The organism is Mesorhizobium sp. CA5, from assembly GCF_020165105.1.
Taxonomy (GTDB): Bacteria; Pseudomonadota; Alphaproteobacteria; order Rhizobiales; family Rhizobiaceae; genus Mesorhizobium.
Genome location: NZ_JAIUHJ010000014.1, coordinates 1 through 20,134, shown reverse-complemented (window position 1 = coordinate 20,134; position 20,134 = coordinate 1). Strand labels below are relative to the sequence as shown.

Here is a 20,134-nt window from a genome sequence, read left to right as displayed (position 1 = left end):
TTTTCAGGTCCTGAGCGGCAGGACACGATCCGGCGGACGGTGGCCATCGAAGAAGGCGCGGATGTTGATGATCACCTTCTCGCCCATGTCGATGCGGCCCTCGAGCGTGGCCGAGCCCATATGCGGCAACAGCACCACCTTGCCCTTGGCGGCGAGCTTCAACAGCTTGCTGTTCAGCGCCGGCTCATGCTCGTAGACGTCGAGGCCGGCGCCGGCGATCTTGCCGTCATGGATGAGCTTGATCAGCGATTCCTCGTCGATGATATCGCCGCGCGCGGTGTTGACGAGGTAGGCCGAAGGCTGCATCAGCGAGAGCCGACGGCCGGACAAAAGGTGGAACGTCGCCGGCGTCGACGGGCAGTTGACCGAGATGATGTCCATGCGGGCCAGCATCTGGTCGAGGCTTTCCCAGTAGGTCGCCTCCAGTTCCTCCTCGACCGCCGGCAGCACGCGGTGCCGGTTGTGATAGTGGATCGACAGGCCGAAGGCCTTGGCCCGCCTGGCGACCGCCGTGCCGATGCGGCCCATGCCGAGGATGCCGAGACGTTTGCCCCAGATGCGCCGGCCGAGCATCCAGGTCGGCGACCAGCCGGCCCATTTCTTCTCGCCCGTCAGCACATTGGCGCCTTCGGCGAGCCTGCGCGGCACCGCGAGCATCAGCGCCATAGTCATGTCGGCGGTGTCTTCGGTGAGCACATTGGGCGTGTTGGTGACAGTGATGCCTTTCTTGGCGGCGGCCGCGACATCGATCTTGTCGACGCCGTTGCCGAAATTCGCGATCAGCTTGAGGTTTTCGCCGGCCTGGGCGATCAGCGCGGCGTCGATATGATCGGTGATGGTGGGGACCAGCACATCGGCTTCCTTGACCGCCGCGACCAGCTCCGGCTGCGTCATCGGCCGGTCCTCGACATTCAGCCTTGCGTCGAACAGCTCGCGCATACGCGTTTCGACTGGATCGGGCAGCTTGCGCGTGATGACGACGAGGGGCCGTTTTTTGCCTGCCATTTTATCCCCGAAGCTTCTTCGATCAGGATGACGTTCGTCGAATCGTCATCCTGATCCTACTCTTTGTTGGAGCATGATCTTTTCCGAAAACCGGTTCCCACTTTTCGGGATCATGCCCTCGAAACCGATCTCGTTGAGACCTCTTTAACCAAGACCGGCGAAACTTGCAGCCAGTCGCGGCATCAGTCCACTCCTGTAACAAGCGGTGCCGCCGAAGACAAAGAAAAAGGGGCGCTCATCCGCATGGACCGGCGCCGAAAGGAACGAAAGTGTCTGGTTTCGCGTCGCTTCGCCTGGCCTTCAGTGCAGCCATTCTTGGCGCCCTGCTTTGCGCGCCGCAGGCTTTGGCGCAAGGCGCGGCCGCGCCGGCCCAAACCATAACGCTTGGGCCGAGCGGCCTGCCGCTGCCGCGCTTCGTCAGCCTGAAGCCGGCCCGGGTCAATTCACGTGTCGGCCCCGGCGCCAATTATTCCGTCAATTGGATGTATCTGAAGGCCGGCCTGCCGATGGAGGTCATCCAGGAATTCGACACCTGGCGCCGCGTGCGCGATGCCGACGGATCGGAAGGCTGGATCAACCAGTCGCTGCTTTCCGGCCGCCGCACCGCGATCGTTGCGCCTTGGCAGCGCGGCAAGGGCGGGCGAATCAACCTTCTCGACGAGCCCGACAAGGATGCGGGTGTCATCGCCATCATCGAGCCGGGCGTGATCGGCTCGATCAAGAAATGCGACGGTCAATGGTGCGAGATGACCTTCGACGGCCATACCGGCTGGATGGCGCAGTCGCAGGTGTGGGGCGCCTATCCCGGCGAGAAGGTCAAGAACTAGGCTGTGTCGATATTCAGGTGAGGCCGGTCTGCGAATGCCGGCTTTCTGCGCTTCCGGTGCTCACGTACTTTAAGTACGCTCCGCTCCGGTTCTCGAAAACCGCCATTCTCGACTTGGCCTGACCTGAATCTCAACACAGCCTAACTGGACACACCGTCCTGCTGGCGGCCGATGCGGCCGAGATGCGTATCCTGAAAACCGGTGGGCAGCTTGAGGCCGTAGCCGAGGGCACGGTCGATGGCGATGTGCGCGATCCATATCAGCGCCACGGCGGTCGTGATCGGGCCGGCGAGCAACGCGCCCGCAAGCAGAAGCACGAGCGGGGCAATCAGGATATGCAAGGCGTTGTAGGTGACGGCGCCGGCGCTTGGCCCGGCGAGATAGCCCAGCATCGACAGGTCCGGCGCAAGGATGAGCAGCGCAAACAGCCACCAGGAAAAGCCGGAGATTGCATAGCAAACGATAGCCAACGCGGCGACGGTGATCCATTCAAACCGGACAATCAAATCGACGGGCCGCGTCACCACGGATCAGTTGCCGCGCTTCGGGCGAAGCCTCACGACGATGTCGACATTGGCGATCTCCATGCCTTCCGGAGGCGCCGGCAGGTTGGAGACGGTCACCGGTCCGCTTTCGATATCGAAAATCCGGTTCTCGCCCTCGACGTAGAAGTGATGGTGGTCGGAGGTGTTGGTGTCGAAATAGGTTTTCGAACCTTCGACCGCCAGGATGCGCAGCAGTCCGGCCTGGGTGAACTGGTGGAGCGCGTTATAGACCGTCGCCAGCGAAACCGGCACGCCGGCGGCGATCGCCTCTTCGTGCAGTTCCTCGGCCGAAAGGTGTCGGTCACCCTTGGCGAAAAGCAGGTCGGCCAGCGCAATGCGCTGGCGCGTCGGCCTCAGGCCGGCTTCGCGAACCCGCTTGTCCACAGCGACATTTTCCTTCCGGTAGCCCGAATCCATCTCTTCGCGTCGAAGCTTGCTGCCCAGCCCATCAACAGGTCCAGAATGGCAAAAGACGTCAAAAGCCAAAACCGGACATCAGCCGACATATATTCTGTAGTCCGAATGCGATCAATAGCGCGCATTGACCCGGGCAGGCGCACGGGTTAAGCGCAAACGCCGGTTTCCGGCCGCAAACAGAGTGTGTTAGGAAACCAACGAGAAGGGCGCCCTGCCGCCCGCTAAAGAACACGGGGACAGAAATTTGATGGCGGATCAAAAGTCCAGCTACGATTACGAGGAACTGCTTGCCTGCGCCCGCGGCGAGCTGTTCGGCCCGGGCAATGCCCAGTTGCCCTACCCGCCGATGCTGATGTTCGACCGCATCACCGAGATCAGCGAGACCGGCGGCGCTTTCGACAAGGGCTTCATCCGCGCCGAGTTCGACATCAAGCCGGACCTGTGGTTCTTCGCCTGCCACTTCATCGGCAACCCGATCATGCCGGGCTGCCTCGGCCTCGACGCCATGTGGCAGTTGACCGGCTTCTATCTCGGCTGGCTGGGCGAACCGGGCAAAGGCATGGCGCTTTCGACGGGCGAGGTGAAGTTCAAGGGCATGGTGACGCCGTCGGTGAAGAAGGTCGAATACGGCATCGACTTCAAGCGCGTGATGCGCGGTCGCCTGGTCCTCGGCATCGCCGATGGGTGGCTCAAGGCGGATGGCGAACCCATATATGCGGCTACGGATCTGAAGGTCGGCCTGTCCAAGCAGCCGGCCGCCTGACCGTTTTCCGCCACGGCGCCCGCGTAGCCAACGGATGCCGCGTCAGTTTGTTTGCGTATGATCAAGGGCGAAGCCGGTTAGGTCTTTCGCCCGAATACGCGGGAAGGAGTTGCGAATGAGACGGGTCGTAGTGACAGGGCTCGGCATTGTGTCGTCGATCGGCAACAATGCCAATGAGGTGCAGAGCTCGCTTTACGATGCCAAATCAGGCATCAGCTTTTCCAATTCCTTTGCCGAACACGGCTTCCGCTGCCAGGTCTGGGGCGCGCCGACGCTCGATCCCACCCCGATGATCGACCGCCGCGCCATGCGCTTCCTGAGCCAGGGCGCCGCCTGGAATCACGTCGCCATGGACCAGGCGATCGCCGATGCCGGCTTAAGCGAAGGCGACATCACCAATGAGCGGACCGGCATCGTGATGGGTTCCGGTGGGCCCTCGACCCGCACCATCGTCGAAGCGGCCGAAACCACGATCAAGAACAACAGCCCCAAGCGTATCGGCCCGTTCGCCGTGCCGAAAGCCATGTCGTCGACGGCGTCGGCCACCTTGGCCACATGGTTCAAGATCCACGGCGTCAATTATTCGATCTCGTCGGCCTGCTCGACCTCCGCGCATTGCATAGGCAATGCCTATGAGCTCATCCAGTGGGGCAAGCAGGACGTGATGTTTGCCGGCGGCCACGAGGATCTCGACTGGACCATGTCTGACCTGTTCGACGCCATGGGCGCCATGTCATCGAAGTTCAACGACAATGCGTCGGCCGCTTCGCGCGCCTATGACGTCAACCGCGACGGTTTCGTCATCGCCGGCGGCGCCGGCGTGCTGGTGCTGGAGGAACTGGAGCACGCCAAGGCGCGCGGCGCCAAGATCTACGCCGAGGTCGTCGGCTACGGCGCGACTTCCGACGGCTACGACATGGTCGCACCTTCGGGGGAAGGCGCGATCCGCTGCATGCGCCAGGCGCTTGCCACGGTGTCTTCGCCGGTTGACTACATCAACACCCACGGCACCTCGACGCCGGTCGGCGATTCCAAGGAAATGGGCGCCATCCGCGAGGTGTTCGGCGACAAGATGCCTTACATCACCTCGACCAAATCGCTCACCGGCCATTCGCTGGGCGCAGCCGGCGTGCAGGAATCGATCTATTCGATCCTGATGATGCAGGGCGGTTTCATCGGCGAGAGCGCCCATATCGAGGAGCTCGATCCGGAATTCGAGGGCATGCCGATCGTGCGCAAGCGTATCGACGACGCCAGGATCGACACCGTCCTGTCCAACTCCTTCGGTTTCGGCGGCACCAACGCAACGCTGATTTTCCAGCGCTATTCCGCATAAGACCAGCGTTTTTCATAAGGATTGCCAGACATGGAAGGGTTGATGAAGGGCAAGCGCGGGCTTGTCATGGGGGTTGCCAACGACCATTCGATTGCCTGGGGCATCGCCAAGAAGCTGTCGGAACATGGGGCCGAGCTCGCTTTCACCTATCAGGGCGACGCCTTCGGGCGGCGGGTCAAGCCGCTGGCCGAGAAAGTGGGAGCCTCGCTGATCGTGCCTTGCGATGTCGAGGACAGCGCCTCGGTCAGCGCGACCTTCGAGACCCTCGGCAAGGCCTGGGGCGGGCTGGATTTCGTGGTGCACGCCATCGGCTTTTCCGACAAGAACGAGCTGAAGGGCCTTTATGCCGACACCAGCCGCGACAACTTCGTGCGCACCATGGTGATCTCCTGCTATTCCTTCACCGAGATCGCCCGCAACGCCGCCGCCTTGATGGGCAATGGCGGCTCGATGATCACGCTCACCTATGCCGGCTCGGTCAGGGTGATGCCGAACTACAACGTCATGGGCGTCGCCAAAGCCGGGCTGGAAGCCAGCGTGCGCTACCTGGCCAACGACTACGGCCCGCGCGGCATCAGGGTGAACGGCATCTCGGCCGGGCCGGTGCGGACGCTGGCCGGCTCCGGCGTGTCCGATGCCCGCCACATGTTCTCCTACCAGCAGCGCAATTCGCCTTTGCGGCGCACCGTGACCATCGACGAAGTCGGCGGCTCGGCGCTTTACCTGCTTTCCGATCTGTCGTCGGGCGTCACCGGTGAAATCCACTATGTCGATTCCGGCTATCATATCGTTTCGATGCCGGCACTGGAGGAATTGAAGCAGAACGACGGCACGCGGGAATAGTTCGCGGCGGCGACAGTTGCGCTCCAGTAAAATTGGATGCATCGGCGGAAACTCATTTTAAGGAGATATCCGCTATAAGGCCCCGCAATCTGGGGACAATGCATGCCTGCAGTCAGCAATCCCAAACGGACTCCGCTGTTCCGGCTGATCACAATCGCCAGCTCGGGCATGGGCAGTTTCATCCTTGGACTGTGGGGGCTGAGGTTCGGCTTCGGCGACGGCATGGCCGGCATGCCGGCCGAAACGATGGCGGGCGTCATTGCCGCTCTCTGCGCCCTTGCCGCCGGCGGAGCAGCACTCTCGTTCTTTGCCGGGGTCGACGAATCGGCAGCCTATGTCTTCAAGGAAACCCATTTCGACAAGCTGACCGGCCTTTTGTCGCGCCAGGCCATGGTCGGCAAGATAGCCGAGGCCGCCTCTGGGACGATCCGAACCGGCGAGCCGGTATTCTTGATCGACATCGATATCGACCGCTTCAAGCACATCAACGACGCCATCGGCTACAGCCAGGGCGACGAACTGATCTGCGCCTTCACCAGCAGGCTGACGGAGAATATGCCGGAGGATGCGGTGATCGGCCGTATCGGCGCCGGCGAATTTGCGGTGCTTTTGCCGGACCGCCAGATCAGGGGCTCGATCGAGCGGCTGATCGAGAAGCTCATCAACGAGATGATGGAGCCCTATCAGCTGCAGACGCATCTGCAGTCGGTCAGCCTGTCGGTCGGCATCGTGGCGATGCCAAAGGACGGCGTCGACCCGGTCCTGGTCCTGCGCCGCTCGAACCTGGCGCTGCAGAACGCGCGCGCCAGCGGCATCGGCAACTGGTCTGTCTTCAACGCCGACATGGGCCGCGTTGCGGACTATCGGCAATGGATCGAGTCGGAGCTGAAGACCGCTTTCGATCGAGGCGACTTCAGTCTTCACTACCAGCCGCAGCTCGACCTGCCGAGCGGCCGCATCGTCGGTTATGAGGCGCTGATCCGCTGGAAGCACCCGGAGCGCGGCATGATCCCGCCGATGGAATTCATTCCGATCGCCGAGGAAACCGGCATGATCAATCCGATCGGCGAGTGGGTGCTGCGCAAGGCTTGCAGCGACGCCCGGTACCTGCCGGAGGAATGCTTCGTCGCCGTCAACATCTCGCCTGTCCAGTTCATGACCAGGGATTTCGTCGGCATCGTGCGGGAGGTGATGGAATCGACCGGCATCAAGCCCTCGCGGCTGGAACTCGAGGTCACCGAGACGGCGATGATGCAGGACCGCGACCGCGCCGCAGCCATCCTGGAACAGCTTGCCGAGATGGGTATCTCTGTGGCCGTCGACGATTTCGGCACGGGCTATTCCAATTTGAGCTACCTGATCGATTTCTCCTTCGGCAAGCTGAAGATCGACCGTTCCTTCGTCAGCCGCATCGACACCGATTCCAGCTCCGGCGCGATCGTGTCGACCATTGTCGGCCTGTCACGGGCGCTGGGCGTGGGCATCATCGCCGAAGGCGTAGAGACCGAAAACCAGGCCACCCTGCTCCGAGCGGCCGGCTGCGAGGTTGTGCAGGGCTATCTGTTCGGCCGGCCGGCGCCGCTCAAGGTCGAGCTTGGCGAAGCGCGGTCCGCCTTCGGCACGCACGAGCCGGCCCGCATCGTCAGCCTGCAATAGAACAAGTATTCTTCCCGCCGCAATTGTGGATCCAAGGTACGGCGAAGGCGCCGAATCCACCCCGCTGCACGCTTTTCCTTGATTGCTTCAGCGGCGCGCCGAAAACACCTTGAACATGCCGTCGCGGGCGATCTCGGCATGGCTGGCGAAGGCCGCCGAGAGCGCCTGTTCGTAAGGAAGCTGGCGGTTGGCGACCATGAACAGGCGGCCGCCCGGTTTCAACGCCTTCGACGCGGCGCGGATCATGCCGGAACCGATCTCCGGCTCGGACGCGCGGCCGCGGTGAAAGGGTGGGTTCATGACGATCGCGTCGTAGCGCCGTTCGACCGCCTCGGTGAGCAGATCGGTCCAGAAGAAACGCGGCTCGATGGCGCCGCCCTGGACGTTCAACCTGGCTGCTTCCAGGGCCTCAAAATCCGCTTCGTAGAGATCGACTGCGGTGAGGCCTTGCGGGCGCTGCAGGACTTCCACCGCCAGATAACCCCAGCCGGCGCAGAAATCAGCGACATTGCCTTTGAGATCGTCAGGCAGGTTCGCGGCCAGCAGTTTCGAACCGGCATCGATCCGATCGAAGGAGAACATGCCAGGCCTGGTCTTGAAACCGCCTTCGATGATCAAATCGGGGTTGCCGGCGCGCAGCGTCGCGGCCGTCTCCGCGCCGGCTCGCTTGAACCAGAAGGCAACGCCGTGATGTTTCGGCAAATGGCCTTCGAGTGGCACCAGGGCGTTGATCCGTTTGCGCAGGCTGTCGATGCCGTCCTCCTTGCCGCCGGCAACGACAACCAGCCCGCCCGGCTGGACGCGTTCTATCGCCTCGGCAACGCGCTGCTCGTTCTGGCCGCGATGACGGCCAGCAAGCACCAACGCCAGGTCGAAGCCGGTATCCTCGGCGCGCGGCGTGACCGCGTAGCCGGACGCCTGCAGCGTTCGAAAATGTGGCCGAAAGCCTTGCACGAGGTGCAGCGCCGCCTCGAAGCCGGCAGGCAAGCGGAAGCCGGGCTCGGCGCCGAGAAACAGGACACGGGCATCCTTTCGCGGCAGAGGCAGCGCCTCGGCCTCGAACGGGTAGAACAGCGTCTTCAGCGGCTCCGCGGCCATTCACCTGCTCCGTAGGACCTTTGGCCGACGCAATTCCGGACGGAAACGGTTGCCGCTTTCCTGGAACTGCCCTGAAACAAAACGGGCGCGACCTCGCGGCGCGCCCGTCTAAATTATCCGGTCAAACCGATCAGGCGGCGTCTTCCTCGCCGTCCGACTTCTTCTTGTCCTGGACGATTTCCTTGCCGGTCGCCTGGTCGACGACCTTCATCGACAGGCGGACCTTGCCGCGCTCGTCGAAGCCCATCAACTTGACCCAAACCTTGTCGCCTTCCTTGACGACGTCCGAGGTCTTGGCGACGCGCTCATTGGCGAGCTGCGAGATATGGACGAGACCGTCGCGCGGGCCGAAGAAATTGACGAACGCGCCGAAGTCGGCCGTCTTGACGACGGTGCCTTCATAGATCTCGCCGACTTCCGGCTCGGCGACGATGGTGTGGATCCACTTCTTCGCCGCCTCGATCTCCTTGGCGTTCGCCGAAGCGATCTTGACCGTGCCGTCGTCCTCGATGTTGATCTTGGCGCCGGTCTTCTCGACGATCTCGCGAATCACCTTGCCGCCGGAACCGATGACGTCGCGGATCTTGTCGGTCGGGATATGCATGACCTCGATGCGCGGCGCGAATTCGCCGAGCTCGGCGCGGGCGCCGGACAGCGCATGCGCCATCTCGCCGAGGATATGCAGGCGGCCGTCCTTGGCCTGGGCAAGCGCGATGCCCATGATCTCCTCGGTGATGCCATCGATCTTGATGTCCATCTGCAGCGAGGTGACGCCGTTGGCGGTGCCGGCGACCTTGAAGTCCATGTCGCCGAGGTGGTCCTCGTCACCGAGGATGTCGGAGAGCACCGCAAAGCGCTCGCCTTCCTTGATCAGGCCCATGGCAATGCCGGCGACCGGCTTTGCCAGCGGCACGCCGGCATCCATCAGCGCCAGCGAGGTGCCGCAGACGGTCGCCATCGAGGACGAGCCGTTGGACTCGGTGATCTCCGAAACGACGCGCAGCGTGTAGGGGAACTGGTCCGCGCTCGGCAGCATCGGCCGGATGGCGCGCCAGGCGAGCTTGCCGTGGCCGATCTCGCGGCGGCCCGGCGAACCCATGCGGCCCGTCTCGCCGACGGAATAGGGCGGGAAGTTGTAGTGAAGGAGGAACTTCTCCTTGTACATGCCGGTCAGCGAATCGACATACTGCTCGTCCTCGCCGGTGCCGAGCGTGGCGACGACCAGCGCCTGGGTTTCGCCGCGCGTGAACAGCGCCGAACCATGGGTGCGCGCCAGGACGCCGACTTCGGAGACGATCTTGCGGACCGTCTTCAGGTCGCGGCCGTCAATGCGCGAGCCGGTGTCGAGAATGTTCCAGCGCACGACCTTGGCCTGGAGTTCCTTGAACACCGAGCCGATCTGCTCGGAGGTGTATTTCGCCTCTTCGCCTTCGGCCGGCGCAAACGCGGCCTTGACCTTCGACTTGACGGCGTCGACGGCGGCATAGCGCTTCTGCTTGTCGGTGATCTTATAGGCCTCGCGAAGTTCGTCGCCGACGATCTTCAGCATCTCGGCTTCAAGCGCGGAGTAATCCGGCGCGGTGAAGTCGCGCGGCTCCTTGGCGGCGACCTCGGCCAGCTTGATGATCGCGTCGATCACAGGCTGGAAGCTCTTGTGGCCGAACACGACGGCACCGAGCATCAGTTCCTCGGAGAGTTCCTTGGCCTCGGATTCGACCATGAGCACGGCGTCGCCGGTGCCGGCGACGACGAGGTCGAGCTTGGATTCCTGCATTTCGTCGATATGCGGGTTGAGCACATATTCGCCGTTGATGTAGCCGACGCGGGCGCCGCCGATCGGGCCCATGAACGGCACACCGGAAAGCGTGAGAGCAGCGGAGGTGGCGACGATCGACAGAATATCGGGATCGTTCTCGAGGTCATGCTGGACGACGGTGACGACGATCTGGGTGTCGTTCTTATAGCCGTCGGCGAAAAGCGGGCGGATCGGGCGGTCGATCAGGCGGGAAACCAGCGTTTCCTTTTCGCTCGGGCGGCCCTCACGCTTGAAGTAGCCGCCCGGGATCTTGCCGGCGGCGTAGGTCTTTTCCTGGTAGTTGACGGTAAGCGGGAAGAAATCGAGGCCGGGCTTCGGCTCCTTCATCGAAACGACGGTGGCGAGAACGACGGTCTCGCCATAGGTGGCGAGCACCGCGCCGTCAGCCTGGCGCGCGATCTTGCCTGTTTCCAGGATGAGCGGACGGCCGCCCCATTCGATTTCCACTTTGTGTTGATTGAACATGTCTTGTCCTTCATATGCGGAAAGGGCCGCGCCGTCCTAACGGTCACGGGTTCTCCCTTTCCTGGCTTCCTTCGGGCAGCCACGGGCAAGACAACGGGAGGCTCGTAGGTCCGGCTCATAAGCCGAGCGAGCATCCTGCAATCCTGCCCCATGACCGTCCATGGGGCGGTTCCGAATGGCCCTCTGCGCGTCCGGAACCGTTTTGGCCGACCGATCGGCCGGCTTTTGCGCATGACGCCGGAAACCGCTGTTTCCGGAACGCGCCCTGCGCGAATGCGAATTTCTAGAGCGCGTCGCGCTCCGGCATTATCGCACCGGATCGACCGATGCGCCAATGCGCGACCGGCGGGCCCTCCGAGGAAGACCCGCCGGTCAATTCGTCAGCGACGCAGACCGAGCTTGTCGATCAGCGTCTGATAGCGCCCGTCATCCTTGCGCTTGAGGTAGTCAAGCAGGCTGCGGCGCTGGGAGACCAGAGCAAGCAGGCCACGGCGGGAATGGTTATCCTTCTTGTGGTCCTTGAAGTGCTCGGTCAGGTTCTTGATGCGCTCGGAAAGAATGGCAACCTGGACTTCCGGAGATCCGGTGTCGCCCTTGGCGGTTGCGAATTCGGTCATCAATTCCTTCTTGCGGTCGGCAGTAATCGACATCGTGCTTTTCCTTATCTGTTGGAGGAAACGGGACGCCCACAGCCGGGATGTCGTCCAGCAGGGGCCAGTGCAAGCGACGCGTCAGGGCGCGAAGCTGCGGCGCATATAGTCCAATTCCGGAATAAACACCAGCCCAAATGTCAAGCCGGCTTGTCGCAGGTCTTGCCACGAAAACAAAGGGTTCAGCGGCTATAGCCACTTCTTCCATTTGAAGAAGAAGATCAGTCCGGCGGCGACAAGCGCCATGAACAGAATTGCCACCGGATAACCGTAATAGGCTTTCAGCTCCGGCATGTTCCAGGGCGAGCTTTGCGGATCGAAATTCATCCCCCAGACGCCGACCAGGAAGGTCAGCGGCATGAAGATCACCGAGACGATCGTCAGATAGGAGATGACGTCGTTGGTGCGGGCCTGGGTCAACGAGACGTGCATCTCGATCAGGCCGGTGAGCATGTCGCGCTGGTTCTCGACCAGCTCGATCAGACGCAGCGAATGGTCGAGCGTATCGTTGAAGAAGATCTTGGTCTCCGCCTTCACGAAGGCCACTTCATTGCGGATCAGCGTCGCCAGCGTGTCGCGCATCGGCCACAGCACGCCTTTGAGCACGTTGGCGTCACGCCGCAATTCATGCAGCTGCCGCATCTGGTGCTTGTGCGGCTTATTCAGCATCTCGTCCTCGATGCCGTCGACCAATTCGCTCGCCGCCTCGATCGGTGGGAAATAGCTGTCGACAATGGCATCGATCAGCGCATAGGCAAGATAGTCGGCACCGCGCGAGCGCAGGCGGTTGGGCATCGCGGCCGCAATGCGCTTGCGCACCGGATCGAACGGATCGCCTTCGCGCTCCTGGAACGTAACGACGAAATTGCCGCCGAAGAACAACGCGATCTGCTCGTAGCGATGCGAGGTGACATCGTCGATCATGCGCATGACGACGAAAGCATGATCCTCGAAGAAATCCACCTTGGGCCGCTGTCCGGTGTTGACGACGTCCTCCAGCGCCAGCGGATGCAGGCTGAAGATGCGGCCGATCTCCTCGATCAGCGGGATATTGGCAAGCCCGGTGCAATCCAGCCAGACGACAGGCCATTTCTCGCAATGCGCGTTGAGATCGTCGATCGAGGCATTGTCGATTGTTTTGTATTTCTCGGGCGAGATCAGCGTCAGCCGCAGCTCGCTGCGCCGCGCCGCCGGATCGGCGATAAGCGTGCCTGGCGACGCCCCGACCGGCGGCCGGCGGGTTTTCAGCGGTTCCCGCTTCTTGCCTGCATCAGCCTTGGCCATGAGATATCCTCGGGACTCAGCATTCGGCCTAGATTAGAGCAATTCCAGCAAAGTGCGCAGCGGTTTCCCGTCCGGAATTGCGTAAATACAAATACTTAGACCGGATTACCCGACAAAGACCCGCTTGGGCTTGAACATGCCCTGCTCGATGGCGCCGATGGCGACGAGCTTGCCGCGCGCGGTTGCGCAAGCCTCCTCGGCCTCGACCGGGGCATCGCGGCCGCGAATGATGACGGGATTGCCGAGGCGGATCTTCGTCGCTGCGTCGTCGCTGACCGCAACCTGCGGCAGGCAGTCGAGCGCCGCCGCTGTTTCGACAAGCAGCGCATCGATGGCGCTGAAATCGACCGGGGCGTCCATTTCATCGGATTTGTCGTCATCCTTTTCGCCAAAGCGGGCCGCTTCCAGCTCGGCGATAGTGACGAAATCATCCGGCGTGAACGGCTCGACCTCGACGCGGCGCAATTCGGCGACGTGGCCGAAGCAGCCGAGATCGCGGCCCATGTCGCGGGCCAGCGAGCGCACATAGGTGCCCTTGCCGCATTCGACCTCGAAAACGGTTTTGTCGGTGCCGTGCTCGACAATATCCAAACGGCCGATTTCAATTTCCCGCGCGGGTATCTCGACCGTCTCGCCTTCACGGGCAAGGTCATAGGCGCGTTCGCCGGCGATCTTGATGGCCGAGAATTGCGGCGGCGTCTGCATGATGACGCCGGTGTATTTCGGCAGCAGCGCCCTCACCTCCGCCTCGTCCGGCCGACGGTCGGAATTGCTGGTCACCGGGCCTTCGAGGTCGTCGGTCGAGCGCTCTTCGCCCCACGCGACGGTAAAGCGGTAGACTTTGGCGCCGTCCTGCACATAGGGAACGGTCTTGGTCGCCTCGCCGAGCGCGATCGGTAGCATGCCGGAAGCCAGCGGATCGAGCGTGCCGGCATGGCCGGCCTTCTCGGCCTGAAACAGCCATTTGATCTTGGAAACCGCCTCGGTCGAGCCCATGCCGACCGGCTTGTCCAGCACCACCCAACCGGAGACCGGCCGCCCCTTCTTCTTGCCGCGACGCGCCACCTATTCCTCGTCCTTGTCGTTGTTCTTGTCGTCACCGAGATCGCGCGCGACTTCGGGCGATTTCAGCAGTTCATTGATCTTCGCGAAATTGTCGAAGGAAGTGTCGAGCCTAAAGCGAAACTCCGGCATGTACTTCATCTGCCTGAGCGCGCCGGAGACGCGGCCGCGGATGAATTTCGCGTGCCTGTTGAGCGCCTCGATCACGGCGCCGTCGTCGCCTGCGCCAAGCGGCGAGACGAAGGCGGTGGCGATCTTGAGATCGGGCGACATGCGCACCTCGGACACCGAGACGACGCTGTTCTCGATCACCGGATCGATGATCTCGCCGCGCTGCAAGGTTTCGGACAGGGCGTGACGTACCTGCTCGCCGACGCGCAGCATGCGCTGGGAGGGGCCTGACGGTGTCGAACGGGGCATTTTCTCTGGTCCTGAAATCGTGAAGCGCGGGATGGGACCGCGCCACATGTTTCAACATGCATGAGGGAACTGGGCGGCAGCCTTTCGGCCGCCGCCCGTTATTATTCGGCAAGTATACCCGAATTAGAGCGTTCTGGTTACCATCTCGACGCGGAAGCACTCGATGACGTCGCCGACACGCATGTCCTCGTAGTTCTGGAAGGCCATGCCGCATTCCTGGCCGCCCGGCACTTCCGCAACCTCGTCCTTGAAGCGCTTCAGCGTCTTCAGCGTGCCTTCGTGGATCACGACGTTGTCGCGGATCAGGCGAACACCCGCGCCACGCTCGACCTTGCCTTCGGTGACACGGCAGCCGGCGATCTTGCCGACCTTGGAGATGTCGAAGATCTCGAGGATCTCGGCATTGCCGATGAAGGTCTCGCGCCGCTCCGGCGAAAGCATGCCGGAAAGCGCTGCCTTCACGTCATCGACGAGGTTGTAGATGATCGAGTAGTAGCGGATCTCGATGCCGGCCGCGGCCGCGGCAGCACGCGCCTGCGCGTTGGCGCGGACGTTGAAGCCGATGATCGCCGCTCCGGACGTCTCGGCGAGCGAGACATCGCTTTCGGTGATGCCGCCGGCGCCGGCATGGACGATGCGCGCGCGCACCTCGTCATTGCCGAGCTTTTCAAGCGCGGCATTGATCGCCTCGATCGAACCCTGCACGTCGCCCTTGATGACCAGCGGGAATTCCTTCAATCCGCTCGTCTGCAGCTGCGACATCATCTGCTCGAGCGAGCCGCGCTGGCCGGCATGCTTGGCCACTGCCTTGTCGCGCGCCAGGCGCTGGCGGTATTCGGTGATCTCACGGGCGCGCGCCTCGTTGTTGACGACGGCGAAGCGGTCGCCCGCCTGCGGCGTGCCCTGGAGGCCAAGCACCTCGACCGGCATTGCCGGCGGCGCTTCCGGCACATGCTCGCCGCGATCGTTGACGAGCGCGCGCACACGGCCCCACTCGTTGCCGGCGACGATGATGTCGCCCGGCATCAGCGTGCCGGTCTGCACCAGCACCGTGGCGACGGGACCGCGTCCCTTGTCCAGCTGCGCCTCGATGACCGCGCCTTCGGCGGTGCGGTCGGGATTGGCCTTGAGGTCGAGGACTTCGGACTGCAGCAGGATCGCTTCCAAGAGCTTGTCGAGATTGATGCCCTTGGTCGCCGAAACCTCGACGTCCAACACCTCACCGCCCATCGATTCCACGAACACTTCGTGGCGCAGCAGTTCGGTCCGCACCTTCTGCGGGTCGGCATCGCGCTTGTCGATCTTGTTGATGGCCACGATGATCGGCACGCCGGCCGCCTTGGCGTGATTGATCGATTCGATCGTCTGCGGCATCACGCTGTCGTCGGCCGCCACCACCAGCACCGCGATGTCGGTAACCTGCGCGCCACGGGCGCGCATGGCCGTGAAGGCCGCGTGGCCGGGCGTGTCGATGAAGGTGATCTTCTGACCATTCTTCTCGATCTGGTAGGCACCGATATGCTGGGTGATGCCGCCGGCCTCGCCGGAAACGACATTGGCGTTGCGGATGGCATCGAGCAGCGAGGTCTTGCCGTGGTCGACATGGCCCATGATCGTCACGACCGGCGGACGCGAGACAAGGTCTTCCGGGCGGTCGGCAATGTTGAACAGGCCTTCCTCGATGTCGGACTCGGCGACGCGGCGGACCGTGTGACCGAATTCGGAGGCGACCAGTTCGGCCGTGTCGGCGTCGATGACGTCGCCCGGCTTCAGGATCTGGCCCTGCTTCATGAAGAACTTGACCACGTCCACGGCGCGCTCGGACATGCGTTGCGCCAGTTCCTGGATGGTGATGGTTTCGGGCAGGATCACTTCGCGCATGACTTTCTCGCGCGGCTCATTGTGAAGCGCGCGTTTGAATTTTTCCTGGCGGCGACGCATCGACGATAGCGAACGGGCGCGTGCGTCGTCATCCGACAGCGCCGAGTTCAGCGTCAGCTTGCCGCGGCGGCGATCTTCCTCGCCCTTTGTCGGCTTGGCAGGCCTTGCCACTTCCGGCGTCGCAAGACGGCGCGGCGGCGCACTCGCGGCACCGGCACCGGTACGCCTCGGCTTGGCCTCCTCCTCGTCGTCAGCGGTGGCGACATCCGCAGCCAGCGGCGCGCGGCGGCGAGCCTCTTCCTCGGCGCGCCGGCGGGCCTCGGCCTCAGTCTGCAGGCGTGCCTCCTCCTCGGCCTGACGGCGCGCGGATTCGTCGCGCTCGCGCTTGCGGCGTTCCTCTTCCTCGGCGCGGCGCTTGGCATCTTCCTGAGCGCGCAAGCGATCCTCGGCCTCGCGGGCCTTGGAGCCTTCCAGCGCCTTGCGGCGCGCTTCCATCTCGCCGCGCGAGAGCTCGTTCAGGACCATGCCGGAACGCTCCGGCGGCGGAGGCGGCGCCTTCGGCGCTTCCTGCACGACAGGCGCGGCGGCAACGGCGGGCTTCGGCGTGAAGACGGACGCAGCCACCGGTTCCGGCTTGTCGCCGGGCAGCGAGAACTTGCGCTTCTTGGTCTCGACCACGACCGACTTGGTGCGGCCATGCGAGAAATTCTGGCGCACGGTGCCCTGCTCGAGGCCGGGGCGCTTCAGCGTCAAGGTCTTCTTCGGCGTCACGCTCAACGTCTTGTCGTCGCCCGATTTCGTATCGCTCATTCCATATCCTCTGCGGCATCATCTTCGTCAGCAACGGCCGCAAGCATTGCCAGATCGTTCGGGGTACCGCCCCGATATCGGTCGAGCGCAACTACGCGCTTCTCAACCGCCTGTCCCGCGTCCTGCGCGAGAACGGCAGCATGTATCACATTTGTACCCCCCAATGCCAAGCTCAACTCGGCTTCGGGGAAAAGTTTGTAGGCAAGGATGGCCGGTCCGCCGAGATGGACGGTTGCCCGCCGCGCCTGACTGATCTTGCGGACACCGTCGTCCGAAGCCTCGGTCGCATGTAGCACCAGAAGCGCCAGCCCGTCGCGCACGGCGCCTTCGACCTTGGCGGCGCCAAGGACGACGGCGCCAGCCTTGCGAGCAAGGCCAAGCATGCCCAGAGCGGATCTGGAGAGCAGCCCGTCGACCATGCCGCCGAGATCGGCCGGAACGGTCACCTGCGCCTTGAAGGCACGGGCAAACAGGTTCTTGGCCGCTGCCTTCTCGATATGTAGGCGATCGGCAGTAACCCAGCAACCGCGGCCGGGCAGATTTCTCTTGATGTCCGGAACGACGACCGAATCCGGGCCGACGACGAAGCGGATCAGTTCATCCGCTTCGGCCTGCCTGCGCGTAACGATGCAAGTGCGATCGTTCATCTCGTTCACGGGCTTTGCTATTGGTGGTCACCTCACGCACCGACGGTTTCGTCGGCCGCTGCCTCTTCGGCAGCGAGTTCTTCCTCGGTGATCCAGCCGGCCTGCTTGCGGGCGGCGAGCACCATCTGCTCCGCCTCCGCGCGCGAGACGCCGTGGCTGGCGAGCACGCCCGGATAGACCTTGGTCTCGCCGTCCTTGCGCTCCTTCCAGCCGATCAGATCGTCGGCGGCATAGCCGGCGAAGTCCTCGACCGTCTTCACGCCGTCCTCGCCGAGCGTCACCATCATGGCGGTGGTGATGCCGGGAATGTCGCGCAGCTCGTCCTTCACGCCCAGGGCCTTGCGCTTTTCGTCGTGCTCGGCCTCGATCTTCTCCAGATATTCGCGGGCGCGGGTCTGGATTTCCGAAGCGGTGTCCTCGTCGAAGCCATCGATCGAGGAAATTTCGCCAGAGTCGACATAAGCGACTTCCTCGACGCTGGTGAAGCCTTCGGAGGCAAGCACCTGGCCGACCATCTCGTCGACGTCGAGCGCTTCCATGAAGAGCGCCGAACGCTCGACGAATTCCTTCTGGCGACGCTCGCTTTCTTCCTGCTCGGTCAGGATGTCGATATCCCAGCCGGTGAGCTGCGAGGCAAGGCGCACGTTCTGGCCGCGGCGGCCGATGGCCAGCGACAGCTGGTCGTCCGGTACCACCACCTCGATGCGCTCGGCATCCTCGTCGAGCACCACCTTGGCGACCTCGGCCGGCTGCAGCGCGTTGACGATGAAGGACGCGGCCGATGGCGACCACGGAATTATATCGATCTTCTCGCCCTGCAATTCGCCGACCACGGCCTGGACGCGGCTGCCGCGCATGCCGACGCAGGCGCCGACCGGATCGATCGAGGAATCGCGCGAGATGACCGCGATCTTGGCGCGCGAGCCCGGATCGCGGGCGACCGATTTGATCTCGATGATGCCGTCGTAGATTTCCGGCACTTCCATGGTGAACAGCTTGGCCATGAACTGCGGATGGGTGCGCGACAGGAAGATCTGCGGGCCGCGCTGCTCGCGGCGCACGTCATAGACATAGGCCCGCACGCGGTCGCCATACTTGTAGTTCTCGCGCGGGATCAGCTCGTCGCGGCGGATGATCGCCTCGCCTCGGCCGAGATCGACGATGACATTGCCGTACTCGACGCGCTTGACGGTGCCGTTGACGATCTCGCCGATGCGATCCTTGTACTCGTCATACTGGCGATCGCGCTCGGCCTCACGCACCTTCTGCACGATGACCTGCTTGGCCGACTGCGCGGCGATGCGGCCGAAATCCATGGGCGGCAGCTGCTCGGCGATGAAGTCGCCGATCTGGGCGTCGGGGTTGCGCTCGCGCGCCGTGGAAAGCGCGATCTGCGTCGCGTAGTCCTCGACCTTCTCGACCACTTCCATCAGCCGCTGCAGCTTCATCTCGCCGGTGTTCGGGTTGATGTCGGCGCGGATGTTGGTCTCCTGGCCGTAACGAGAGCGCGCTGCCTTTTGGATCGCATCGGCCATGGCGGCGATGACGATCTGCTTGTCGATCGACTTTTCACGCGCGACCGCGTCGGCGATCTGCAGCAGTTCAAGCCTGTTGGCGCTTACAACCATTGTCTTTCTCCCGATTTCGCGCCGGGCATACGGCCCGGCTACTCAATCAACTTTCCTGTTCGGTTTCGTTTTCCTCGCCGTCGGCGGAGTCTTCCGCCTCGCCACGGCGCTTCCTGGCATCCTTGCGCGCCCGGTTGTCCTTCGACAGGGCATCGCGGATGAGATCGTCGGTCAGCACCAGCCGGGCCTCGGCGATCGCGTCATAGGGCACGCGCACCGTCGGCTCTTCGCCATAGGCCGCCTTGTCGCGCTCGATCAGGATGCCATCGGCATCCGCCTCGGCGATCTTGCCCTTGAAGCGTTTGCGGTCGCCGACAAGCACCGATGTCTCCAGCTTGACCAGATGGCCGGTCCAGGCGGTGAAATCCGACTTGCGCACCAGCGGCCGGTCGATGCCTGGCGAGGAAACTTCCAGATGATATGCCTTTTCGATTGGATCATCGACATCGAGCGCCGGCGACACGGCGCGGCTGACCTCTTCGCAATCCTCGACGGTCATGGTGCCGTCCTCGCGTTCGGCCATGATCTGCAGCGTCAGCCCGTTCTGGCCAGTCAACTGCACCCGCACGAGCCGGAAGCCGATGGCCTTGAGCACCGGCTGCACGATCAGCGCAATGCGCGCATCGATACCGCTTTCGCGGATGATACGGTCGTCGGCCTCGCTTGCCGCTGCAGTCATCAGATCCCTGTCGCTTTTTGCTTCCGGCCGGCAGGTAACAAAAAAGAGCGGGACCGGGTGGACCCACTCTTCGTCATACCGACCAAGAATTTGAAGTTGATATAGACGATTGCCGCCGGCGTTTCAAGCCTTGAGGCACAAGGCCAGCGGTGGTGTCTACAACTGGCGCGGCCATCGTTGGGCCGCATGCATCACGGTGAGTATCTCGATCTCCTCGCCGATAACACGGTAGGGAATTATGTAGGGGACATCAGCGAGGACCAGTTCTCGTGTCCCTTTCACCCGCCCGACCCGCCCCATGG

The 20,134-nt window shown here is 63.2% G+C and carries 19 protein-coding genes; 5 read left to right on the top strand and 14 right to left on the bottom strand.

Annotation, left to right across the window (positions count from 1 at the left end; all coding sequences use genetic code 11):
• Positions 1–3: 3 nt before the first annotated feature.
• Positions 4–1,005 carry a 2-hydroxyacid dehydrogenase gene (locus LB529_RS18740; protein WP_224711937.1) on the bottom strand — a complete coding sequence of 334 codons (1,002 nt, stop codon included), beginning with the start codon at positions 1,003–1,005 and terminating at the stop codon, positions 4–6.
• A 269-nt stretch (positions 1,006–1,274) separates the two neighbouring features.
• Here LB529_RS18740 and LB529_RS18735 point away from each other — a divergent pair, with 269 nt between their 5' ends.
• The gene (locus tag LB529_RS18735; RefSeq protein WP_224711936.1) at positions 1,275–1,832 is read left to right on the top strand and encodes an SH3 domain-containing protein; all 558 of its coding nucleotides are present in this window, start codon (positions 1,275–1,277) and stop codon (positions 1,830–1,832) included.
• Positions 1,833–1,972: 140 nt separating this feature from the next.
• On the opposite strand, the gene LB529_RS18730 is transcribed toward LB529_RS18735, so the two are convergent.
• The gene (locus LB529_RS18730; RefSeq protein ID WP_224711935.1) at positions 1,973–2,356 is read right to left on the bottom strand and encodes a DUF4260 domain-containing protein; all 384 of its coding nucleotides are present in this window, start codon (positions 2,354–2,356) and stop codon (positions 1,973–1,975) included.
• 6 nt (positions 2,357–2,362) lie between these two features.
• The gene (gene irrA / locus LB529_RS18725) at positions 2,363–2,794 is read right to left on the bottom strand and encodes an iron response transcriptional regulator IrrA (protein WP_095766194.1); all 432 of its coding nucleotides are present in this window, start codon (positions 2,792–2,794) and stop codon (positions 2,363–2,365) included.
• Between the two features lie 247 nt (positions 2,795–3,041).
• On the opposite strand from irrA, the gene fabA reads away from it, so the two are divergent.
• From fabA to LB529_RS18705, 4 genes are all read left to right on the top strand, one after another.
• Positions 3,042–3,557 (top strand): 3-hydroxyacyl-[acyl-carrier-protein] dehydratase FabA, encoded by a 516-nt coding sequence (gene fabA / locus LB529_RS18720; protein WP_140845655.1) that lies wholly within the window; start codon positions 3,042–3,044, stop codon positions 3,555–3,557.
• Between the two features lie 115 nt (positions 3,558–3,672).
• Positions 3,673–4,893, top strand: coding sequence for a beta-ketoacyl-ACP synthase I (gene fabB, locus LB529_RS18715; protein ID WP_095765953.1), 1,221 nt, complete (start codon positions 3,673–3,675; stop codon positions 4,891–4,893).
• Positions 4,894–4,923: 30 nt separating this feature from the next.
• Complete coding sequence (gene fabI, locus LB529_RS18710; protein ID WP_224631224.1) at positions 4,924–5,736, top strand: enoyl-ACP reductase FabI; 813 nt, start codon at positions 4,924–4,926, stop codon at positions 5,734–5,736.
• 102 nt (positions 5,737–5,838) lie between these two features.
• Complete coding sequence (locus LB529_RS18705; protein ID WP_224711934.1) at positions 5,839–7,392, top strand: putative bifunctional diguanylate cyclase/phosphodiesterase; 1,554 nt, start codon at positions 5,839–5,841, stop codon at positions 7,390–7,392.
• Positions 7,393–7,479: 87 nt separating this feature from the next.
• On the opposite strand, the gene LB529_RS18700 is transcribed toward LB529_RS18705, so the two are convergent.
• The 11 genes from LB529_RS18700 to LB529_RS18650 form a co-directional block, all read right to left on the bottom strand.
• A complete protein-coding gene (locus LB529_RS18700) occupies positions 7,480–8,490 on the bottom strand; it encodes a class I SAM-dependent methyltransferase (protein WP_224711933.1) in 1,011 nt (336 codons plus the stop codon).
• A gap of 130 nt (positions 8,491–8,620) precedes the next feature.
• A complete protein-coding gene (gene pnp / locus LB529_RS18695; RefSeq protein WP_095765957.1) occupies positions 8,621–10,771 on the bottom strand; it encodes a polyribonucleotide nucleotidyltransferase in 2,151 nt (716 codons plus the stop codon).
• Between the two features lie 380 nt (positions 10,772–11,151).
• Entirely contained in the window at positions 11,152–11,421 is a 270-nt protein-coding gene (gene rpsO, locus LB529_RS18690; protein ID WP_095765958.1) for a 30S ribosomal protein S15, read from the bottom strand.
• Between the two features lie 189 nt (positions 11,422–11,610).
• Positions 11,611–12,705, bottom strand: a complete 1,095-nt coding sequence (corA, locus tag LB529_RS18685; protein ID WP_224711932.1) for a magnesium/cobalt transporter CorA — start codon at positions 12,703–12,705, stop codon at positions 11,611–11,613.
• Positions 12,706–12,810: 105 nt separating this feature from the next.
• The gene (truB, locus tag LB529_RS18680; RefSeq protein ID WP_224711931.1) at positions 12,811–13,770 is read right to left on the bottom strand and encodes a tRNA pseudouridine(55) synthase TruB; all 960 of its coding nucleotides are present in this window, start codon (positions 13,768–13,770) and stop codon (positions 12,811–12,813) included.
• Complete coding sequence (rbfA, locus tag LB529_RS18675) at positions 13,771–14,187, bottom strand: 30S ribosome-binding factor RbfA (protein ID WP_140629428.1); 417 nt, start codon at positions 14,185–14,187, stop codon at positions 13,771–13,773.
• 123 nt (positions 14,188–14,310) lie between these two features.
• Positions 14,311–16,878 carry a translation initiation factor IF-2 gene (gene infB / locus LB529_RS18670; protein ID WP_224548690.1) on the bottom strand — a complete coding sequence of 856 codons (2,568 nt, stop codon included), beginning with the start codon at positions 16,876–16,878 and terminating at the stop codon, positions 14,311–14,313.
• Complete coding sequence (locus LB529_RS18665; RefSeq protein ID WP_224523891.1) at positions 16,875–17,525, bottom strand: RNA-binding protein; 651 nt, start codon at positions 17,523–17,525, stop codon at positions 16,875–16,877. The genes infB and LB529_RS18665 overlap by 4 nt, the downstream gene beginning before the upstream one ends.
• A gap of 32 nt (positions 17,526–17,557) precedes the next feature.
• The gene (nusA, locus tag LB529_RS18660; protein WP_095765964.1) at positions 17,558–19,153 is read right to left on the bottom strand and encodes a transcription termination factor NusA; all 1,596 of its coding nucleotides are present in this window, start codon (positions 19,151–19,153) and stop codon (positions 17,558–17,560) included.
• 46 nt (positions 19,154–19,199) lie between these two features.
• The gene (gene rimP / locus LB529_RS18655) at positions 19,200–19,832 is read right to left on the bottom strand and encodes a ribosome maturation factor RimP (RefSeq protein WP_224711930.1); all 633 of its coding nucleotides are present in this window, start codon (positions 19,830–19,832) and stop codon (positions 19,200–19,202) included.
• Positions 19,833–19,988: 156 nt separating this feature from the next.
• The coding region (locus tag LB529_RS18650; protein WP_224712011.1) for a type II toxin-antitoxin system RelE/ParE family toxin at positions 19,989–20,134 on the bottom strand (146 nt) is incomplete at its 5' end.